The sequence below is a fragment of the Chitinophaga oryzae genome (genome assembly GCF_012516375.2).
GTDB classification, from domain to species: Bacteria; Bacteroidota; Bacteroidia; order Chitinophagales; family Chitinophagaceae; genus Chitinophaga; species Chitinophaga oryzae.
Map to the genome: position 1 here is coordinate 6,101,769 of NZ_CP051204.2, position 21,728 is coordinate 6,123,496.

At 52.4% G+C, this 21,728-nt stretch carries 13 protein-coding genes; 7 read left to right on the forward strand and 6 right to left on the reverse strand.

The window, feature by feature from the left end:
• Positions 1-338 precede the first annotated feature (338 nt).
• Both HF324_RS24070 and HF324_RS24075 read right to left on the reverse strand, forming a co-directional pair.
• On the reverse strand, positions 339-1,226 hold the full coding sequence (locus tag HF324_RS24070; protein ID WP_168805122.1) for a helix-turn-helix domain-containing protein: 888 nt from the start codon (positions 1,224-1,226) through the stop codon (positions 339-341).
• 23 nt (positions 1,227-1,249) lie between these two features.
• Positions 1,250-3,370 carry an endonuclease MutS2 gene (locus HF324_RS24075; protein WP_168805124.1) on the reverse strand — a complete coding sequence of 707 codons (2,121 nt, stop codon included), beginning with the start codon at positions 3,368-3,370 and terminating at the stop codon, positions 1,250-1,252.
• Positions 3,371-3,825: 455 nt separating this feature from the next.
• Here HF324_RS24075 and msrA point away from each other — a divergent pair, with 455 nt between their 5' ends.
• The 4 genes from msrA (at position 3,826) to ygiD (ending at position 6,452) form a co-directional block, all read left to right on the forward strand.
• A complete protein-coding gene (gene msrA, locus HF324_RS24080) occupies positions 3,826-4,470 on the forward strand; it encodes a peptide-methionine (S)-S-oxide reductase MsrA (RefSeq protein ID WP_168805126.1) in 645 nt (214 codons plus the stop codon).
• A gap of 147 nt (positions 4,471-4,617) precedes the next feature.
• Positions 4,618-5,043 (forward strand): FYVE zinc finger domain-containing protein, encoded by a 426-nt coding sequence (locus HF324_RS24085; protein ID WP_168861025.1) that lies wholly within the window; start codon positions 4,618-4,620, stop codon positions 5,041-5,043.
• An 80-nt stretch (positions 5,044-5,123) separates the two neighbouring features.
• Positions 5,124-5,531 carry an Rrf2 family transcriptional regulator gene (locus HF324_RS24090; protein WP_168805130.1) on the forward strand — a complete coding sequence of 136 codons (408 nt, stop codon included), beginning with the start codon at positions 5,124-5,126 and terminating at the stop codon, positions 5,529-5,531.
• Between the two features lie 102 nt (positions 5,532-5,633).
• On the forward strand, positions 5,634-6,452 hold the full coding sequence (gene ygiD, locus HF324_RS24095; protein WP_168805132.1) for a 4,5-DOPA-extradiol-dioxygenase: 819 nt from the start codon (positions 5,634-5,636) through the stop codon (positions 6,450-6,452).
• Here the strand turns inward: ygiD and HF324_RS24100 are convergent, their stop codons facing one another.
• Both HF324_RS24100 and proA read right to left on the reverse strand, forming a co-directional pair.
• Positions 6,453-8,855, reverse strand: coding sequence for an ABC transporter permease (locus HF324_RS24100; protein WP_168861026.1), 2,403 nt, complete (start codon positions 8,853-8,855; stop codon positions 6,453-6,455).
• Between the two features lie 153 nt (positions 8,856-9,008).
• A complete protein-coding gene (gene proA, locus HF324_RS24105; RefSeq protein WP_168861027.1) occupies positions 9,009-13,649 on the reverse strand; it encodes an anti-phage protein ProA in 4,641 nt (1,546 codons plus the stop codon).
• A gap of 190 nt (positions 13,650-13,839) precedes the next feature.
• On the opposite strand from proA, the gene HF324_RS24110 reads away from it, so the two are divergent.
• From HF324_RS24110 to HF324_RS24120, 3 genes are read left to right on the forward strand one after another with little or no spacing between them, the layout of a single operon-like run.
• Positions 13,840-15,066 (forward strand): vWA domain-containing protein, encoded by a 1,227-nt coding sequence (locus HF324_RS24110; RefSeq protein WP_168805138.1) that lies wholly within the window; start codon positions 13,840-13,842, stop codon positions 15,064-15,066.
• Between the two features lie 29 nt (positions 15,067-15,095).
• A complete protein-coding gene (locus HF324_RS24115; protein ID WP_168805140.1) occupies positions 15,096-16,232 on the forward strand; it encodes an AAA family ATPase in 1,137 nt (378 codons plus the stop codon).
• 4 nt (positions 16,233-16,236) lie between these two features.
• Complete coding sequence (locus tag HF324_RS24120; RefSeq protein ID WP_168861028.1) at positions 16,237-18,720, forward strand: leucine-rich repeat domain-containing protein; 2,484 nt, start codon at positions 16,237-16,239, stop codon at positions 18,718-18,720.
• Between the two features lie 53 nt (positions 18,721-18,773).
• On the opposite strand, the gene HF324_RS24125 is transcribed toward HF324_RS24120, so the two are convergent.
• Positions 18,774-20,630: an outer membrane protein assembly factor BamB family protein gene (locus tag HF324_RS24125; RefSeq protein WP_168861029.1), complete on the reverse strand. Its 1,857-nt coding sequence runs from the start codon at positions 20,628-20,630 to the stop codon at positions 18,774-18,776.
• Entirely contained in the window at positions 20,631-21,710 is a 1,080-nt protein-coding gene (locus HF324_RS24130) for an AI-2E family transporter (protein WP_168861030.1), read from the reverse strand.
• Between the last annotated feature and the right edge of the window lie 18 nt (positions 21,711-21,728).

The window sequence follows — 21,728 nt, forward strand, 5'->3', positions numbered from 1 at the left end:
AATCATACGACAATTTGTTCCCTCTCCGGTGCGAAGACAATACAACTCACATTGCTTCACAGCAGCAGTTTTAGTAAACAGCGTTCGGGAGGAAAATACAGGCAGTCAACGTTGCGGCTTCGGGCCACGCATAACTTCACAGCTGGTTATACGTAAGCACGCAACAAAATGTTACTTCTGTAAGTAAAATAAAAAAGAAAGGGCATTGCAGTTGAACTGCTAATGAATCTCCATGGTTTTCAAATTTTTTAAATGATGTACGGGCAACATCATTTTCTTATTGACAACGATGCAAAATTAATACAATAATGTTAACGGACGTTTAAATTATTACGGGTTTAATTGTACTTTTCACGGGTCGTCTTCTGGAACGAGGCCGGCGTAAGTCCCGTATGTTTCTTGAAAAACCGGTTAAAATAAGCATCATCCTCGAAATTCAGGCGTGCCGCAATCTGTTTTACGGAGTGTTCTCCCCAGTACAACAACCGCTTGGCCTCCATCATTCTTTTTTCATCAATCACATATTTGGCATTTCTGCCCAGCAGGCTTTTCACTGTGTCATTTAAATGTCCGGGCGTTACGAACAACATTTCGGCATAATCAGACACCTGTGTCTTTTCATGGAAATGCTGGTCTACCAGCACTTTGAACTGACGGGCCATATTATATTGGGAGTTCTCTACGTTCAGCCATGCATTGGAGGGCTCAGAGATACGGCCAATGGCAATGACCAGCGCATTCAGCAGGTTACGGAGTATCGCTTCCTTGCGCGCCTTATCACTCTCATATTCCCGCTTCAGCATCCGCGCATAAGCCAGCAGCTCTTCCAGCTGCTCCTCCGTAAGCGGCACCATACCGGAATTAAAAATACAATGCCAGCAACTGATCACACCCCGCATCTCGGGCACCAGGAAGTCCGGCGTAAAGGATATATTAATGATCTCCACATCGTCCCCGATGGCATGCTGATGGACCTGGTCAGGTTCCATCAGCATGATGGCGGGCGCAGTTACTTCATATTGTTTAAAATCAATAGCCTGGCGGATAGTCCCTTTCAGCAGTATGTCGATACTGAACCCGTTATGCCGGTGCGGTGTGCCCCAATGCTCCACTTCCTCTTCACAATCACCTGTTATCTCACCGATAAAAAACGGCATACCATCCACACAATCCTCAAGACGGTACATGGGTATATCTGCTATCTTTCCTGCTTTTGTTACTTCCATGTTTGAAATGGTTTTTGAAGTGATCAGTCAACGGGTTCTGCCGGCTTCTCCCGTACTACCACCAGGTCGCTCAACTTTACGTTGATCGGAATATTACCCAGCTGTACGATACCGCGCTTCTCCCGGATTTCTATCAGGCGGCCCACCTGGCGGTTGGTCAGGATCTTCACCTGGTCACCTACCTTTACCTCGCGGCCTACCTCCTCGAATTTGTCCTGCACTTTTTTGTTGTGCTTTTCGTTGATCTGTTTTTCCCTGCGACGGAACAGCAGGATCTCTGCCTGTTTCATCACTTTCTCTCTGTCATTGCTGTCGCTGGCACGTTTCCATTCCACCACTATCTGCTTCAGCTTACGTTCCATGTCCTTCAGATAGGCGAGATCGTTTTCCTTGATCTGGTTTTGCAGTTTCAGGAAGGTGATCTGCTGATGTTTCTTCTCCTTATCGGACAGGATTTCGTATTCGCGCTTCAGCTTCTCGTTTTCTTTGACCAGCTTTTGCAGTTCTTTCTCTTTGCTTTCTACTTTCTGAAGGTCCTGCTCTGCTTTGTTCAGCAGTTTATCCAGCTGGAAATGCCCCTCGTCGACCAGCTTTTTGGCCCGGGCAATGAGTGCCGGGTTCAGGCCGATCCTTTCTGCAATAGAAAAGGTATAAGAGCTGCCGGGTTTACCGATCATCAGTTTATACATCGGCATCAGGGTCTCTTCATTGAAGCCCATCGCCCCGTTGATGATGCCCTTTACTTTGTTGGCCATCACTTTCAGGTTGAGGTAGTGGGTGGTCACCACGCCAAAAGCGTGTTTCTTGGCCAGCTCCTCCATGATCACCTCCGCGAAGGCGCCGCCCAGGTTAGGGTCCGAACCGCTACCCAGCTCGTCGATGAAGAACAGGGTCCTGCCGTTGGCAGTCTCCATGAAATACTTCATGTTCTTCAGGTGAGAGCTATAGGTGCTCAGCTCAAATTCCAGCGACTGGGTGTCACCGATATGGATCATCAGCTGTTTGAATATGCCCAGCTGGGACGACGGATGCACCGGTACCAGCAGGCCGGACTGCAGCATCAGCTGTATCAGGCCGATGGTCTTGAGCGTCACCGTTTTACCGCCGGCATTGGGACCGCTGATCACCAGTATGTGCGCGTCTTTATCGAGACTGAGGCTCACCGGCACCGTAGGCTTGCTGTTTTTGCGGTTATATAACAATAACAGCGGATGGTAAGCCTGTATCAGGTGCAGCTGCGCGTGAGGTACCAGCGACGGGTAATTGCCGTCCATGTCCAGCGCCAGCTTTGCCTTTGCACGGATAAAGTCGTAAGTGCCCAGTATCTGGTGATAACCGTTGAGCAGTTCGTTATAACCGCTCAGGGAACCGGTCAGCGCCTTCAGAATACGGTACACTTCCCGCCCCTCTTCTCTTTCGAGCGACTGGATATCGTTATTCAGTTCGATCGTTTCTTCCGGCTCCAGGAAAGCGGTTTTACGGGTATCGGACTCCCCATGGATGATCCCCTTGATCATGCGTTTGTTTTCGGCGTAGATAGCCACCACCCTTCTGCCGTTGAGGAAAGCCTCTTCCTGGTCGGCCAGGTAATTCAGCTTCTGCAACTTCTGCAGGATGCGCTCAAATACGCGGCGCAGTTCTGTCCTCTTGCGGAACAGGGAGATACGGATCTTAGCCAGTTCCGGAGAAGCGTTGTCGCGTACCTGACCGGTTTCGTCCAGCACTTCATCAATAAGCGCTGTGATCTTTTTCTCATAATAAGTGTCCTTGATCACATCATACAGGCCGGCGTACTGAATACGGCGGTCGTGGTCAAAAAACCGGACAATGCTATGCATGCTTTCCGCCAGTTTGCGGATGGACATCGCCTGATCGCCGGTCAGCACAGCGCCCTGGATAGACAGCAACCGTAATTCGGTATGCAGGTTCAGGACGTGATCATTGGGAAAATGCTCCTGCAACAGGATCAGCTGTTTATATTCATGCGCCTGTTGCAAAGCGGCTTTTACGTAGTCTATATGCGTATGCAAACGGAGATCAATAGCCATTTGCGTGCCCAGTTCCGTTTTACAGTGGTCCTGGAGCAATGCTTGTATTTTATCGAATTCCAACTGCACCAACGCAGACTCAGGAAAATATTTCAAGTGATAATATATTTAGTTGAACGGCACAAACTTACAACAACAGAAGTATGCTGCCGGTTGAAATGAAATGCGCTGCGGCTTCCGCCGGAGCCAGTAAATAAAAAATATGCCGCTACATTAAGCGCTGTAGCTGCCTGGGAAGAAGTGTGCTGGGAATAAAATTAATTCTTTCTCATCGGTTTGTCATTGTACTATCAATAGTATCCGGTTGCCCGGTGTTTCTATCTATATTGCTGCTGCTGCTGACTGCTTTTTTGAGGGCTTTCAGGCCCTAATGGGTTCCTTCTGGCTAAAAAAGAATGTTAAAGTTACTAACTTGTCGCCTAACCTGCATCATTTTTTACGTAAATTATTATTGAAACAGGGGATGCAAATCTAAGAAAAGGCCCTGAAATACCGCTACAGTGCCGCTTTTTATATATATAAAAAAGACGGTATTTTTAAACAATTATTTTATGCGAAAATACTCAATATTCATCTTTTTCGTAACATTGGCGTTCTTCGCCTGTGCGCAAAACAAAAAAGAAAAAGTACCCGGAGATATGGAAATACCCAATAATACACATGTAGAAAAAGCCACTTTCGGAGGCGGCTGCTTCTGGTGCACGGAAGCCCAGTTTCAATACCTCGACGGCGTGCTCAAAGTAGAATCCGGTTATGCCGGTGGTTCTGTGCCCAATCCTACCTATGAACAGGTATGCGAAGGCAATACCGGCCACGCGGAAGTTATCCAGGTCACCTACGATACGGCTAAAATCAGCTACGACGAACTGTTGCAGGCCTTCTGGGAAAGCCACGATCCCACCCAGCTTAACCGCCAGGGCAACGATGTGGGTACCCAGTACCGCTCGGTCATTTTCTACCATACGCCCGAACAGAAGGAAAAAGCCGAATTCTACCTGAAGAAGCTGCAGGGGTCCGGCGCTTACGATAAACCGGTCGTGACAGAAATAGCCCCGCTTACCACCTTCTATAAGGCAGAAAACTATCACCAGGACTATTATAACCTGAACGGACGGCAGCCTTATTGCACCTTCGTCATCAAACCCAAACTGGAAAAATTCAAAAAGGTGTTTAAAGACCGCCTGAAGAAACCCTGAAAAATTACGAATTACGAATTACGAATTACAAATTGAGGGCTGCCTGACAGAGCGGTTACTTAGTGACCTTTTCAAAAGCGAACCCTCAATTCGTAATTCGTAATTCGTAATTTTTCTTTACTTTAAAGGGAATCCTAAAAACTGTTAATGACATCAATTCCACCAACTATCTGCCCCTATTGCGGCAGTAAAGAACTGATACGCACTGTTCCCGAAAAAGATCCGTTTAATGTAATGGTGATCTGCCATAACTGCCAGCGGGTGATTTCCCCCGATACTGCCGGCCGCTCCGGCAAAACCACCTCCGCTGTGCGCGCAATTGCCGAAAAGGCCATCCAGATAAGCCTCAGCAGCGGCAAACTCCATGGCATCAAATATTACCACACCGAAATCAACAAACTGCCGGACACCAAAAACTCCCTTCAGCAGTCCAAAGATACCGTGGAAGCACTGCTGCAGGCCCGCGGACTGACCAGCGCGGTGAAGAAGCCCAGCCGCAACGGATGCGTTATTGCGTTGATTATCATACTTTTAATCATCGCCAGTGTAATCTACTTCTATAGCCAGCGATAACCGCCCCCGCCCCATCAGGATAAATTTTTCATTTCCCGCCGTTTGGTGTACATTTGTACTGTAATAAATAGAATTACAGAATGAACAACGCCCGGTTTCCCATATCCTTACATATATTGACGCTCCTCGCGAAGGAAGACGGGACCCTATTGTCGTCCGACTACATCGCCGGCAGCATCAATATCAACCCGGTGTTGGTCAGAAAGGAAATCAGCAACCTGCGCAACCATGGCATGGTGGAAAGCAAAGAAGGGAAAAACGGGGGCGCCACCCTCGCCAAACCCGCCGCAGCCATCCTGCTGTCAGATGTTTATCATGCTGTGCAACAAACCTCGCTGCTGGGTAACAGCCGTAACCATCCCAATCCCGACTGCCCCGTAGGTAAACAGATCAATCAGCATCTCGACGAACTGTATAAAGACATAGAAGGCGCCTTGCTGCGGAAACTGGAAGGAGTTACACTGGCGGATTTCGCCAATAAATTTTAATATTTTTTCATTTTGATATTTGGTTATTTATTGGGCATCCACACCGCAACCTGGGTACACCATCAATAATAAAATAACTAAATAACTAAATAACCAAATGTTATGCAGGGTCTTCATCATATTACCAGCGACCTGAAAACCGCTGAGAAAGCAATGCCGGTCATGTTTATCGGACACGGTAACCCCATGAACGGTATCAGCGACAATGCTTTTACCCGTGCCCTCACGCAAATGGGGCAGCAGGTACCCGACAGGCCACGCGCCATCCTGGTCATTTCTGCACACTGGCTCACCAAAGGCACCCATGTACTGGTGGCGCCACGACCTCAGACCATCCACGATTTCGGTGGCTTCCCCGAAGCACTGTACGCCGTGCAGTATCCCGCTCCCGGCGCGCCTGCAGTGGCTCACGAAACAAAAGACCTGATCACCTCCGCCAACGTGGTGGAAGATCATCAATGGGGCCTCGACCACGGCGCATGGACGGTATTAAAACATATGTACCCGCTGGCAGACATCCCGGTGTACCAGTTAAGCATCGACTATCACCAACCGCCGGAATATCATTTTAAACTGGCCACAGAATTACGGGCCCTCCGTCACAAAGGCGTACTCATCATGGGTAGCGGCAACATCGTCCATAACCTGCGCCAGGTCTCCTTTGCCAACGACGCCAAACCTTTCGACTGGGCCATCTCCTTCGACCAGCTCGTCAAAGAGAAACTGGAGCACAAGGCATTCGACGATCTGATCAACTATCACACGCTCGGAACGGCCGCACAGCTGTCCATCCCCACAAACGACCACTACCTCCCGATGCTCTATACCCTCGGGCTGGTCAATAAAAACGAAGAAATTCAATTCACCTACGAAGAAATTCAGAACGGCAGCATCAGCATGCGCTGCTTCCGGACCGCATAATCAATCGGCCCGCAGGCTCTTCACCGGGTTGGCCATGGCCGCCCGCAATGCGTGATAACTGACGGTCAGCAGCGCTACTATGGTGACACCTACACCTGTCAGCACAAACACCCATATGCTGATACCGGTACGGTAAGCAAAACTCTGCAACCAGCGGTCCATGATCCACCAGGATAACGGGAACGCCAGTACGGCCGCAATCACCACCAGCCGCAGGAAATCCTGCGACAACATCCGCACAATACTACCGGAAGAAGCGCCCAGCACTTTACGTACGCCGATCTCTCGGGTACGTTGCACCGCCGTGAAAGCCGCCAGCCCGAAAAGCCCCAGACAGGCAATCGCCAGCGCCAGCACGGTAAACATCAGGAATATCTTTTCCTGCTGCTGCTCCCCGGCATATTGTTTGGCAAAACTGTCATCCAGGAACTGATAGGTGAAAGGATGTGAGACGTCAAAACGCTTATATACTTTTTCGATATGCGCCAGCGCGGCAGGAATGTTCTTCGGGCTCACCCGCACATACAGGTTGTCTTCCATTTCAGGGAAAGGCGCCATCTCTATTACCAGCGGCGCTATTTTATGCTGCAGCGAATACGTATGAAAATCACGGACTACGCCCACTACGACCCGTTCCGCACGGTTGCCCAGATTGTCGATCTTAAACTGTACCCGCTTGCCCAGTGGGTTTTTCAGGTTAAAATTTTTCACCAGCGTTTCATTGACCAGCACCGCATGAAAACGGTCGGCATTACCGGTGTCCGAAAAATTACGGCCGTCGGCCATCTTCACGCCCATGGTTTTAACGAAATCAGCATCTGCCATCAGCCGCTGCGCCAGGATGGAAGACGTGGAAATACTGCCATCCGTTTGTTCAAAAAAGAAGCCGTTGGAGCTAAGATCATTACGCCCTATCGGATTGTTGACCGCCGCCACGTCCTGTATCAGCGGATTACTCAGCAACTGCTGCTTGATCGCGGGAATATTATTACGGGACGGCACATCATTGAGGTGGAAAGAGAGCAGTTGCTCTTTATTGAAGCCCAGGTTCGTATGCATCACATATTGCAGCTGATCGTACGCCACCAGCGTGCTGGCGGTAAGCACAATGGCAATCATAAACTGAAAAGTGACCAGCCCTTTGCGGAAACCAGCGTGACTGCTGCCGCTCAGCCGGCCCTTCAGCGCGCTGATCACCCGGAAACCGGACATAAACACAGCCGGGTAAATACCCGCTATCAACCCTGTAAAAAGTACCAGCAACAATACCGCTCCAACGGTGCGGGCTACGCCGAACTGCCACAACACCAGCTGCCGGTGCGCAAAATGATTGAAGTACGGCAACGCCAGCACCACCAGCCCCAGGGCCACCACAGCGGAAATTAAAGTAAGCAGCAGCGATTCTGCCATGAACATACGGGCAATCTCTTCTCTTCCCGATCCCAGGGTCTTACGCACACCCACTTCTTTTACACGGCCCACAGCACGGGCCGTAGCCAGGTTCATATAATTGATGCATGCAATAACTAAAATCAGCAGCCCCACAAACAGGAACACATACACGTAAAGCACATTCCCGTTAGGCCCCATCTCGTATCCCAGATGCGAATGCAAATGGATAGATGTCAGCGGTTGCAATTTCATGTGATAGGTAACGCCGCTGCCCATCTGCGGTATCACATACCGGTCGCCAAACTGCGGCAGCTTGCTTTCCAGCGATTTGATATCCCCTCCTTTGCGCAATAACAGGTACGTATATACGTCGAAATTCTGCCATCCGTCGGCATTGTAACCTGCCGGCAGTACCCGCAAAGCACTGAACTTAAAATGGGAGTTGGCCGGCACGTCTTTCAGGACACCGGTCACCTGGAAAAAGGACGCACTGTCCTCCGTGCGGACCATCTTTCCCATGGCTGCGGACGCATCGCCAAACAGCTTCTTCGCCAGCGAATGGGTCAGCAACAAAGCATTGGGCTGCGACATACAAACACCGGCATCACCCTCCTCCAGCGGAAAGGGCAGCACTTTCAGGAAAGTGCTGTCAGCAAAAAAGATATCGTCTACCTGCAGTTTTTTCCCGTTGTAGTCCAGCAGGCTCCCGCCATCGGGCAGCACCCGCGCCACCTCTTCTATTTCAGGGTAGTCCTTTTTCAGCAAAGCGGCGAAGGGCGCAGAGGTAGTAGCAATATTCAGACTGCCGCCAGACCAGGTAGCGTCGTTTACCGCACGGTATACCCGGTCCCGCTCAGGGAAAAAGTTTTCATAACTGGTCTCCCCCAGCACATATAAAAGCAATAACCAGCAGGTAGCCAGACCAATGGCCAGTCCCGCGATATTGATCAGCGTATAATACTTGTACCTGACAAGATTGCGCCAGGCAATCAGCAAATAGTTCCTGAACATGTGTTTACAGTTTAGGGTGAATCACTTCCGCTTCACTTCCCCTCACATGGACAGTTGCTCAAAAGTATGCCATGCAGACATAGCTATAAAAAGAAAGGACATATGTATAATCAAAATATACATATGTCCGGTTCCGATACACAGGCTGTTCGTTTACGCTTTCAGCAGGTCGCCTTCCTGTTGTACCACATTATTGGCGACGCTGATATCAATCGCTTTCAGGATCTCTTCTTTCATTTCTTCTGTCACGCGGCTGTAGCCGAACATCCTGGCGATAAAAGGCACTGCGTCTTCCCGCTGGATGGCGATAGCATCTTTCACCACCTTCTCCAGCGCCACGCCCATTTCTTCCACGGAAATATAGTTGATCTTACGGGCGCCGGATGGCAGCAGGCTGCGATTGCGCACCACTGGTTCGGGCAGGGCCGTATGCCACAGGAACTGTCCTTTTATTTTGATGCGTTTGCTGGCGTCGGAATGTCTGACGGCATGGCGCAGTATCTCCCGGATGCGGGGGCCCACCCTCGTAATACCGGCTGCTTCTACCATGCGGCGGGCCACCTCGTCGAAGTGTACCGGGCTTTCTATGTTCACGACCTGTTCTATCCAGTCACACAGGCTGCCGATAGGCGTGGCATGAAACTCCTGGTCCCTGATCTCATCCGGCAGCGTGGCGATCTCGTACATCGGCGCTTCATCGGTATCTTCTTCCACTACTTCCCGCTTCAGCACCGGTGCTGCTGCCGGTACTACCTCCGCTCCGGCCTCCTGGTCATCTGCAGCGAGACCGGCTTTGGCGGCTTCTATGGCCGCTACCAGCCTGTCCAGCTCTTTGCCGGGGTTGCGGAACCAGTCGGTGCTCCAGACACGGTGTATCTTCCAGCCGATGGCCTCCAGCATCTGCTGACGCAGCCGGTCACGGTCGCGGGCGGAACGGGCGGAATGATAGGCAGCGCCGTCGCATTCTATCCCCAGGATATAACGGCCGGGATTGTCCGGGTCTGCAATAGCCATATCGATGTAAAAGCCCCGGGAGCCCACCTGCTTTCTGACGCTATACCCCTTTGCTTCCAGCTTGGCCGCCACGTTTTCCTCAAAAGGACTGTCGGCCGGCAGACCGGTTTCCACAGTGGTATTCAGCCGCCCGTGCTGTGCATAGTACAGGAAGTTCTTCAGTGCGGCAATACCATGGCTCTGTGTGCGGTTCAGATCGATATCGTCTGCAGTGATATTGGTAAACACCTCGCAACGTGATTTGGCGCGGGTAATCAGTACGTTGAGCCGGCGTTCGCCGCCTTCGTTGTTCAGCGGCCCGAAAGACATCGCCACATAACCTTCTTCCGTACGGCCGTAACCGATAGAGATAAAAATCACGTCTCTTTCATCGCCCTGCACATTCTCCAGGTTCTTCACAAAAAACGGTTCATTGGCATGTTGCCGGAAAAAGGATTCCAGTTCGGGGTTGTTACGGCGCCGCGTTTCCAGCGCCACGGTGATCGCTTCGCGCTGGGAGGTGCTGAACGCCACCACACCGAGGCTCAGCCCCGGATGACGGCGCGCATGTTCCATTACGGCGTCGGCCACTGTTTCGGCCTCTTTGGGGTTGGAGCGGGTTTTACCCCGGTCGTAAGCGGTATCTGTGAGGTGATGGAACACCAGGCCACGGCTGTCTTTGGAGCCGGGGCTGGGGAATATCACCAGCTTGTTCTCATAGAATTCGTGGTTCGACAAAGTAATCAGCGATTCATGCCGGCTGCGGTAATGCCAGCGTAGCATACGCTGCGGCGCGCCCTGCGCGTCGCAGAGACCGAGGATGCTTTGCATGTCTGCCGTGATGTTCTCTTCATCTTCCACTTCTTTGGTGAGGGTGTCGAAGAAACTGGTCGGCGGCAGCTGTTTGGTATCGCCCACCACCACCAGCTGTTTACCGCGCAGGATGGCGCCCAGCGCCTCTACCGGCCTCACCTGGCTGGCTTCGTCGAAGATCACCAGGTCAAACTCCAGTGTCGCCGGCGGCAGGAAATTAGCGATGGACAAAGGGCTCATCATGAACACCGGTTTGATGGCCTGTATGGCCAGGCCGGCTTCTTTCATGAGTTTGCGCACCGGCATATGCCGTGCTTTTTTATTGAACTCGGTACGGATAATGTTCACCTGGCCGCCGGCGTCCATGCGGGGCATCTGCTCCCAGTGGCTCAGCGCGGCGCGGGCACGGTTGTATTGTAAATTCATGGCGTCGAGGCGGCGGAACTGCTGTACCAGCTCCTCGTGCCCCGCCCTGTCGAAGCGGCGCAAGGCGGGATGCGCCTTCACGGCTGTCTCCAGCAGGTATTCGTACCATGTTTTCTGTAATACGGTTTTCAGCAGGCGCGCAGCCTCCGGCCAGTCTGTCGAAGGGGTAATAAGACAGGACAAGTTCTCCTGCGCCGCCGTTTCGGTAATGTTATTCCACGCGATGGTATGATGGACCTCCGGCAGCCGGTCTCTCCACACGCCCAGTTGTTGGGCAACAGCAACAAAGGTCGCCGGCCACTGATAAGCGGGCATCTCCAGCTGTTGCAACACGCCGGCCTGTAAGCCGGCCGTCTTATCGCCCGCCTGCTGCAACGTGTCGCGGTCAGCTGCCGCCACTGCAGGGTCTATATTTTTATGCAGGCAATCCAACACCGCTTCGGGACAAGTTCCGGCGGAAATGCGTTTATGCATATCCGTTATATATGCCGTAGCGGTGTCCAGCGCATCCCAGTCGGTCTGGTGCTTCTGCCAGCGTGCGCCGAACAGGTCCCGCGCCAGCGCGGCATGTTCCTGTAACAACGCGTCATGCCGGCGGTATTCCATGATACTGTCTACGTATTGCAGCTTTTCGGCATTGTCCCGGGGCAACGTGCCTTTACAAAGGGCGGCCAGCTGCTTGTTGCTGCGCTTATAAGCACCGATAATAAACTTGTACCATTTGTCGCCATGGGCCAAAAGATTCTGCCGCACTTCCATCAGGTCCTGCGAAAAAGCTTCCGGTATCAGGATGTCCTGGTAAGCCTGATGAATGGCCGTCAGGCGGCGGCCTGCTTCCAGCCAGGAAATAATATCCTGCTGCTGCAGCAACCATGCTTTGTTGCCGGTATTCAGCCCGCTGAGGTCGGGCTTGCGCGACAACAGGTCGCATACATGCACCAGCTGCTGCATGCCCGGCACATCGTCGGGCACCTGCAGTCCCATCTTCCCGGCAATAGCACCGAGGGTTTGTTGCAGGTCCTGCACCGCCACGGCGGTATCCTGCAGCTGCCTTTGCAGCACTTCCTGCTGATGCGGCAATAACACATTCAGCCTGCTGCCAGGGAACAACAACTGCGACGGCATGCCTGCTTCGCTCAGGCAGGCCTGTATCCGCTGGGCCATGGCCGTTGCCTTGTTCATGGCGCTGGCATCCCAGGAAGCCATGTCCGGCGGCGTGATCGCCGGCAACTGCTTTCCGGCCAGTTCTTCGTTTATGCGTAACAGGTAGCCGGTGATCTGGTGTACCGAAAGACCGCTCTGTCCTACCGGTTCGTTTACTGCCTGGCAGTATTCATTCAGCTCCTGCCGGTGCGTGTTGAGCAGCAGCACTTCTTCCCGCAGCTTCTGTACGGAAGGCCGGCCCAGCTCCAGCACGCGGCGCAGCTCCTGGTGTAATTCCTTTTTGTTGGCTTTATGACTGTGCAGCTCCAGGCAGGCTTCTCCCAGCTGGATGTTGTCAAGGCGGCGTTTCACCACTTCCAGCGCAGCCATTTTTTCGGCAACGAACAACACCTTTTTTCCCCTGCCCACCGCATCAGCGATGATGTTGGTAATGGTCTGTGATTTACCGGTGCCCGGAGGGCCCTGTATCACCAGGTGTTTTCCTTCCTGTACGGCCAGCATGGCCAGTACCTGCGAACTGTCGGCGTCTACCACCTGGAACAGCTCATCGGCCCGCGGCTCATGATCGATAAAAGCATCTTCCGGAACACCGGGCTGATTATCGGAAAAACCACCGCCAAACAGGCTGTTGATCACGGGGTGGCTCAGCGGACCGCTGTCGCCCGGCCAGTTGGTGGCATCCAGGTCATTGTAGATCATGAATTTGCCGAAAGAGAAAAAGCCCAGCTCAATAGCGTTGGGCTCTACTTTCCAGCCGGGCATGCCATCCACGGCTTCCGCTACGGCGTTGAAATATTCGGTGATATTAAAATCTTCTGTTTCCGGCAGCTCCGGCATACTGATATTAAAATCAGCTTTCATCTTCGCTTCCAGCGAGATATTGGCCTCCACTTCTTCCAGGGTGTATTTCAGCCGGAAACGTTCGCGGATATCGGAACGGTCCAGCTGCACCGGTACCAGCACCAGTGGCGCCAGCCGCGGCTCTGTACTGCCCGCCTCGCACCATTGCAGCATACCGAGCGACAGGTACAGGATGTTAAAACCCTGTTCTTCTATGCTCATCCTGGCGGCATAGTAGGTATTGAGCAAACGGGTATGCAGGTTCAGCTGCGACTCGTTGGTCTGCAGCCTGGTGTCGTGTACGGCGTCTTTACCAGTGGCAGCAGGCTGCTCCTGGTACATCACATCGGCCTGTCCGGCTTTTTTATCCGGACGGTCAAGAAATGTCAGCGTCTTATTTTCCGCCACCAGCAGTTCATATACCGCTGCGGATACTTCGTCGACAATGTGTAACCCTTTGCTGGCAGATAACTTGTAGTTTAAAAGGGGATTCTTCAGTCCCAGATCCAGCAGCTCTTTTCGGGATGACTCCAGTCTGGTCAATATGGATGCAATCATAATAGCCTGGCAAATAAAAAACGTTGCAAATATACTCCTATTAACGGTGCGCGGCAGGAATTATTTGATGCCTGCAAAACATCGCACCGGCGCCCTTTTGCACAAAGATCCTGCCCATCTGTTCCAGTCCGCCTTTGTGCATTAATCTTTTTATTCTATTTTGCTGTCCCAAACCACCCCGCCCACAGTCATGGACCATAGGAGAATATTGGAAGAAGTTACCCGGACCAGCATAGAACTATTGATGCAGGAGCCTTTCTATTCCCACTTTTTTGCCGCCATCAACAAAGAAGTGACCAACCCGGATTCGGAGATACAGACCATGGCCGTAGGACTGCGCCAGAGGGGCCATACGCTCTATATCAACCCCACCTTCTGGGACCATTTTTTTACGGATAAGCGTCACCGTTATGGAGTGGTAAAACATGAAGTATTACACATCGTTTTCAAACATACGCTGGTATCGGAACCGACGGCCGACCGCCTGCTGGTCAACATCGCCATGGACATTGTGGTCAATCAGTACATCGACCGGGCGCAGCTGCCGGTGGAATCGGTGTTCCTGGAAGGTTTTCCGGATTTAAATCTTGAAAAAAACCAGACATGGCAATATTATTACGAGAAACTGGTGCACCTGCGCGATAACATCGACACGCTGTATAAAGACTGTGATAGCGCGCGCATGCTGTGTTCTATCTCAGCAGCCTCCCACGGGATGGAGCGGCACCGCCAGTGGAGAGAGATCTTCGAACGCAGCCAGCTGGACAAAGACCTGACAAGCCTTGAGATAGATAATCTTATCAACATCGCCCGCTCCAAAACCAGTGAAAAAAGCTACGGCAAGCTGCCCGGCTCCTTCAGGGCCTACCTCGATTCCATCCTGCTCAAAAGCAAACCGCTGGTCGACTGGCGCCGCGTTATCCGGCTTTTTTCAGAAAGCAGCAGCAAAACAAAAGTGCGCAATACGCTCAAACGTCCCTCCCGGCGCTTTGGCACCAATCCCGGCATCAAAATCCGGAAACAGAAAAAACTGCTGATAGCGGTGGACACCTCCGGCAGCGTGGGCGGCGATGAGCTGGCTACCTTTTTCAACGAAGTACATCATCTCTGGCGGCAGGGCGCCGAAATACACGTGCTCGAATGCGACGCCGCCGTACAACGGGTGTACACCTATAAGGGAACACCGCCTGAATTTATCCTGGGCCGCGGCGGCACCGATTTCAACCCGCCGATTGCCTATGGCAATGATAACTTCCGCCCGGACGGGCTGATCTATTTCACCGATGGCGTGGCGCCTGCGCCCAGCGTCACGGCGCGTTTCCCGCTGCTGTGGGTCATCAGCAACAACGGCATCGGCAGCGATACGGATGAGTTCCGCGCACTGCCCGGCAGAAAAGCCAAACTGATTTCATCCTGAACTTATATTCCGAGATACTGCGAAAAAATATGACAACAACGAAAACACCGCAATTCAACTACATCACCTACGGAACAAAAGTCAATGCCCAACAGGTGGAGAGAATGCTCGAACATGTAACCCATCAGCACTTCGACAACCCCGAACATGCCGGCAAACGCAGGCCTACCCCCATCTGTATCTGGGGCCTGCACGGTATCGGCAAAACAGAAATGGTACGCGATTTCGCACTGCGCAAAGGCTACCAATTCACCTACATCGCCCCCGCCCAGTTTGAAGAAATGGGCGATCTGCTGGGCATGCCCAAAATATCGCAGCTCACCGACAACGCCGCCACGCAGTTTGTGGCGCCCGACTGGGTACCTAAACAGAAAGGCCCCGGCATCTTCCTGATAGATGACGTAAACCGCGCCGACGACCGCATCCTGCGTGGTATCATGCAACTGCTGCAGAATTATGAATTAGTCAGCTGGCGCTTCCCGGAAGGATGGATCATCGTTCTCACCGCCAACCCCGATGGCGGCGATTACTCCGTTTCCACCATGGACGACGCCATGCTTACCCGTATGATGCACATCACCATGGAGTTTGACGTGAAAACATGGGCACGCTGGGCAGAAAGCGCCGGCATCGATCCCCGGGGCATCGACTTCATCCTCACCTACCCGGAAGTAGTCACCGGCGCGCGCACTACGCCACGCTCACTGGTACAGTTCTTCCAGTCGCTCGAAACCATCGCCGACCTGCGGGCGGACCTCGACCTGGTGAAAATGCTGGGTGACGGCTGCCTCGACGAAGCCACCACCTCCGCGTTCATCACCTTCGTGAACATGGACCTCGATAAGCTCATCGCACCGCAGGACATCCTCAACGCACCCAACTTCCAGATCATGGAAGGACAGATCAAAGCGCTGGTAGACGGGCAGACCAAACGTATGGACATCCTCTCCGTGATGATGACCCGGCTCACCAACCATTTGCTCAATACAAAAGAAGACCTCAGCGACAAAGCTTTCACCAACCTGAAAGCGTTTATCCTGCTGGATTTCATCCCCAACGACCTCCGGCTGGCCATGGCGCAGGACCTGGTGAACGCCACCAACAAAAGCCTTAAAAAACTATACAGCATACCCGAAGTAGCTAAGTTGCTGCTCGCTAAAATGTAATGCAATGAAAGACCTGAGTAAATTCATCCGCTACGGAGATCAGAAAGACCTGCAAATATGGGACAAATGGGGCGAAAAGGACGAGCTCGACGAACTTCCGGACGATATTTTCCTGCAGTACCCCAACGCAGAAGAGGTAGGAATCCACGTCACAAAAATGACTGTGTTGCCCAACTCCCTCTATTCCCTGAAGAATTTGAAGTTCCTCAACATTTCAACTAACAAAATAAAGACACTACCAGCGGAAATCATTCAGCTGCAACAATTGGAAAGCATCCGGCTCAACATCAGCAGTATGGATGTCAACAAAGGGCTGCCGCTGCTGGCACAGCTACCGGCGCTTCGTTCGATAAATCTGAGCAACTGGCGTGGTAAGGCTTTTCCGGATAATCTGCAGCTATTGAAGCACCTGACGCACCTGACGATTGCTAAAGATAAGATGACCGGCCTGGTTCCTGAGATCCTGGCACTGCTAACGGCATTACCGGACCTTCAGGAGCTGGACATCACCGTTTCCGAAGATGACTACTACCTGTTATTATCCCTTCAGCATATGCCGCTGCTCGACAAACTCCGTAAGATCGATATTGGCTATGATGGCCTCTGGCGCGCGGCCCCGCACAGGACGCCGTTGTGCCTGGCCACCACCCGCCAGGTACAGATACATGACGCTTTCAAAGAAACACTTCCGCAATTCCGGCTGAAAGTAAAAGATAAAAACTATAGCGACCTTCATTTACAGTTGCTGTTCGGCATTCACCTGAAGGTAGTACCAGCCATCACTGAACTGTTGCCCAACCAGCTGGCCAACGCCATTGCCGCCCAACAGCATCCCCGTCTCTATTTACTGGCCAGGCCCAAAGGAGAAAGCCAGAAATCCATCAATGAAAAACTGGAACAGTATGGTATTTCCGCCAGCAATAAACAGCCAGACAGCAATACCATTGTAGTGATCGGTGCCGGTACCACCATGGAAGACCTCATGCCCCTGCTGGACACCGGCTGCCAGGTCATCACCACCGACCAGCTCAAGGACGTGCTGATCAACAAAGACGATCACTGGCTGCTGCAAGACGACAACGAAGCTGCCAACACACAGCTGATGCGCCTCTTCACCTCCAACGATCCGGACAACTACCAGCTGGCCTTCGAGATCATCGAAACCGGCGGCGCCAATAAAATCATCCAGACGCTGCTCGCCGTGGTCATGCTGGCCCACCCGGACAAAACGATCCATAAAAAGGCAGAGAAGCTGTATGACAAATATGGTTCACAGGCATTCCGGCAACAGGTAAAAAGCAGTAAAATTTCCTTACGTGTAGGCGGTAACGTGAGTTCAAAATTACAACGCATCGTTTCCAATAAAGATGTGGACGAAGTGATGTTCCGACTTATGTACCAGCTGGTGGCCGGTTCCAACAGCAACATCAGTAAAGTAAAAGCGGATTCCTTCAGCATGAAGGGTATTGAAAATATTACCCTGCCGCCGGAAATAGCTTTCTTCACGCAGATCGCCGATTGGGATTTCGAAAACTGCAAAGGCTTCGATATCGCCACGGCCATTCCCATTTTCGCGGAGATGCCGGGTGTAAAACACCTGCGGCTCAACGGCTGTCATATCGAGATACCGGCGTCTATCGGCACACTCACGCAACTGCATACTTTACACATAGCCCACAACACGCTGGCGGTGGAAGATTCGCTGCAATCGCTGGTACACCTGAAATCACTGGATGCAACCGGCATAAAACTAAAAAACTGGGACTGGTTAAAATCACTGAAAAACCTGATGGGGCTGATGTTAAGCAACAATCAGCTGACCGCCATTCCCGATGCGGTGTTTGACATGCAACAGCTGATCCTGCTCGAGGCCCGGAACAACAAACTGACAGCCGTTCCCGAAGCGTTGACACGACTACCCAAGCTGGACCAGCTGGATTTCAGCAGCAACCTGATCACCAACTTCCCCTATTTCCTGGGCAAATACAAATTATCAGAGCTGCTGCTGCGTTCCAATAAAATACAGGAAGTAGATACCCGTCAGCTGGCCACGGTTTCATCCGGGCAACCCATAGCATGGGAAAAACTGAACCTGTCGCGCAACGAGCTGTCTTCTTTCGAAATGACCCACTGTGAGTTCACCACGCGTGTATTGGATATCTCTCATAACCAGCTGACGGAGCTTCACCCATCCATTTTCAACGCACCGCTGACCGATTTTTATGGCCATCACAACCAGATTGCCGAGCTGCCGCCTATTGACAGCGGCTCCCGCTTTGGTGATTTCTGGATGCAAAACAACCGGTTGACCGAATTACCGGTGCAGATTGCGCATATATTTATCAATAATGCTGATTTCAGCAACAACCAGATCAGCAGGATCCATCCTGACTTTGACTCACAGGCTGCCGGCAGTTATTCCAGATGGTACTGGAAAATGCAGAATAATCCGCTGCCTCCGGGTAAAAATGGTAGTTTTTTCATCTAAATAAAAAGAGCGGGCCTTTAGAGAAGCCCGCTCTTTTCATATATACCTTACGTTTAGTAACCGATACAAGCCAGTTTCCCGTCCATGGTGCTTACCAGCACTTTCCTGTTGCCGATAGGCAATACAGCGTTTACCAGGCAGTTGGACAGTTTGTGTTTCCACAGCAGCGTATAGTCGTTACGGTTCACCGCATATACCACGCCGGAATGTGTAGGCGTGAAGATAACGCCATCGCGCTCCACGGCTGCGGCGGGGTTCAGTTCATAACCCATTTCGATGGGTGATTTCCACAGCAGCTGCATGGTATCGGCCGCAGCAGATACGCCATACAGGTTGCCGTCCATCGTTTTAATGAACGTCTGGCTGCTGTCTGCCGCCAGTCCGATGGATTCGCGCATTCTTACGCCCGGCACGGTTTTACGCCAGATAACGTTGCCGGTCTGGCTGTCGAAGGCCGTCATGTAGCGGTCCGGGGCCACGATGAACACTTTACCCTGTGCACCCACGGGATAGCAGGCGGCCGGGGAGAACATGCGGTTGGAGGCGCCGTTGTTCCATTTCCATTTCAGCGTGCCGGTAGCGGCGTCGAGGGCGTAGAAATCGTTGCCCCAGCTGCCGAAGTACACATTGCCCTGGTATACCAGGGGCTTGTCTTCCACGAAGCCTTTCACACCGGAAAACTCCCATACCAGCTTGCCGGTGGCAACGTCGATAGCGCGGAAACGTCCGTCGGAGGCGCCTATATAGGCGATACCGTTAGCGATCTGCGCGCTAGCCACCACCGGTTTGTCCGTTTTGAAGCGCCAGCGTTGTTTACCGCTGGAAGCCCCGATGCAGTAGATATAATGGTCGGAAGAAGCCACTACGATATTGTCACCATCGACTACCGGGGTGGCATACACTTTACCGCCGGTTTTGAAGGTCCATTTCTTTTTGCCGTTGGCAGCCTGCAATGCGTACACCTCGCCGGCAGTATTGGTGGAGATCACCAGGTTTTTCACCAGCGCCATACCGGAACCGATGTCGCTGTTGTCCTGGAACGTCCAGAGGGCTTTCACCGCAGGGAAAGAATCGTTCATGGCGTAGGACGGGCGTTCAAAGGGGGCGGCATCATAACGGGCATGATGACTCCTTAGCGGCTGGGCCGTCCATTGCCGGTTTTTGCCGATGAGCGGCGTCCTTTCCTCGAAAGTAGCCTGTCCGTTGGCCACCGTGATGATATTGTAACCGCCGATGCTGTCTTTCGCGCGCAGGTTGGATCGGCACATCACGCCCGGGATATTTTCGAAATCGAAGGTTTTGTTGGCATGGCCATGACCGCAGAGGATCAGCTGAATATTGTGTTGCTTCAGGCGGTCGAGTGCTTCGTACCAGTTATTGAGGTCCGCATTCTGCGGGTAGTGGTTGATATAAATAATCGGCGTGGTGGTATCTTTTGTTTTCAGCAAATTATCGAGCCACACCACATTTTCGCGGGGCACCTGTCCGGGACCCATGCGCATATTAGGGCCGCAGTTGGTGCCGATGAACCAGTAACCGCCATGCCTGAACGAAAATGTTTCGCTGCCGAATACGCGGCGGAAAGTGTTGCCACCGCTTTCAGACCATTTGGTGTCGTGGTTTCCGGGGATGATGTACCAGGGTTTGTTGAGGCTGTCGAGCAGCCGTTTGGCGAGTTGCAGTTCTTCATCCGCGCCGAATTCGGTGATGTCTCCCGAGATGATCACAAAAGCGACGGACGGGTCCTGATTGATGTCGGCCACGCTGCGCTGTACGTCTTCGGCAGCATGATCGCTGCCCACGTGGATATCTGTCATCAGCGCAAATTTGAAAGTGTTTTGAGCCATTGTCACTGTCCGGCATAGGATAAGCACAGCCACGGTGCTCAGCAGGAAAAAATGTTTCATCATTTATTCTTTAGGTGCATAGTATTTGGTTTTTTCCAGCCAGGAGTTAAAGACAGTATAGAACACCGCCAGGATAATGGCGCCTTTGAACATGCCTGTGAATCCCCATGCGATCATGCCGCCGATAACTCCGAGGAAAAGCACAAGAAACGGAAGTTTTCCGCTTTTTGCAATGAGCACCGGTTTTAAAACACCATCCAGTACTAAAACACCGGCGCCGTAGATGGCGAGGAAGAGGGCCCAGCCGGTATGTCCCTGCACCGCCATCCAGATGACGAGGGGTATCCATACCCATAGCGGTCCTACCTGTATCAGCACCAGGAAGTAGACAACGGCTGCCAGCGCCAGCGCGAACGGGATGCCGGCTATCTTAAAACCTATCCACGAAACAACGGCCGCCGCCAGTGCCGTGCCCATCACGCCGATGGAAACACCTTTTACAGCCTGTGCTGTGGCTGCCAGCAGGGCGTAACCGTCCTTGTCGCCGAACATATGGGTCATGGTGGCGCGTACCGGCCGCATCAGCCGGTCGCCGCTTACAAGGAAAATGGCAGAAACGATAATGCCCAGCACCACCTGTAGCGCCATTCCCAGGATGCCTACCCCTGTAGTCACCACACGGTGTATACTATGCATGATCTGTCGTTCGTAGATGCTGGCCGTTTCCCTGGGCCGCAGCTGCAGCTCGTGCCAGAACTCCGACACCTCCTTGCCCGCCAGCGGCAGGTTGGTAATCCACGCCGGTAAGTCCGGTATACCTTCATCCTTCGCCGATTCCAGCCAGTAGCCGATTTCTTTCAGATGGTCGTTCACCGTGGACACGGCATAGGCAAACGGCAACGCCACCACCGCCACCAGCAGGACAGAATATATCACGGCGGCCAGCTTACGCCGGCCACCCAGCCAGACCACACTTTTTTCGTACAGGCCAAACAGCGACACGGAAAAAATAATGGCAAAAGTGAAGACGCCGAAAAAGACCTTCAGTACGTCGTACAAGGCATACATGAGCCCAAGCAGCAACAGCAGCACAATGATCGTCTCTATGATCCTCCTGGAGGTGGATGGTATTCGGGTACTCATATCGGAAAGTGGGTTTAT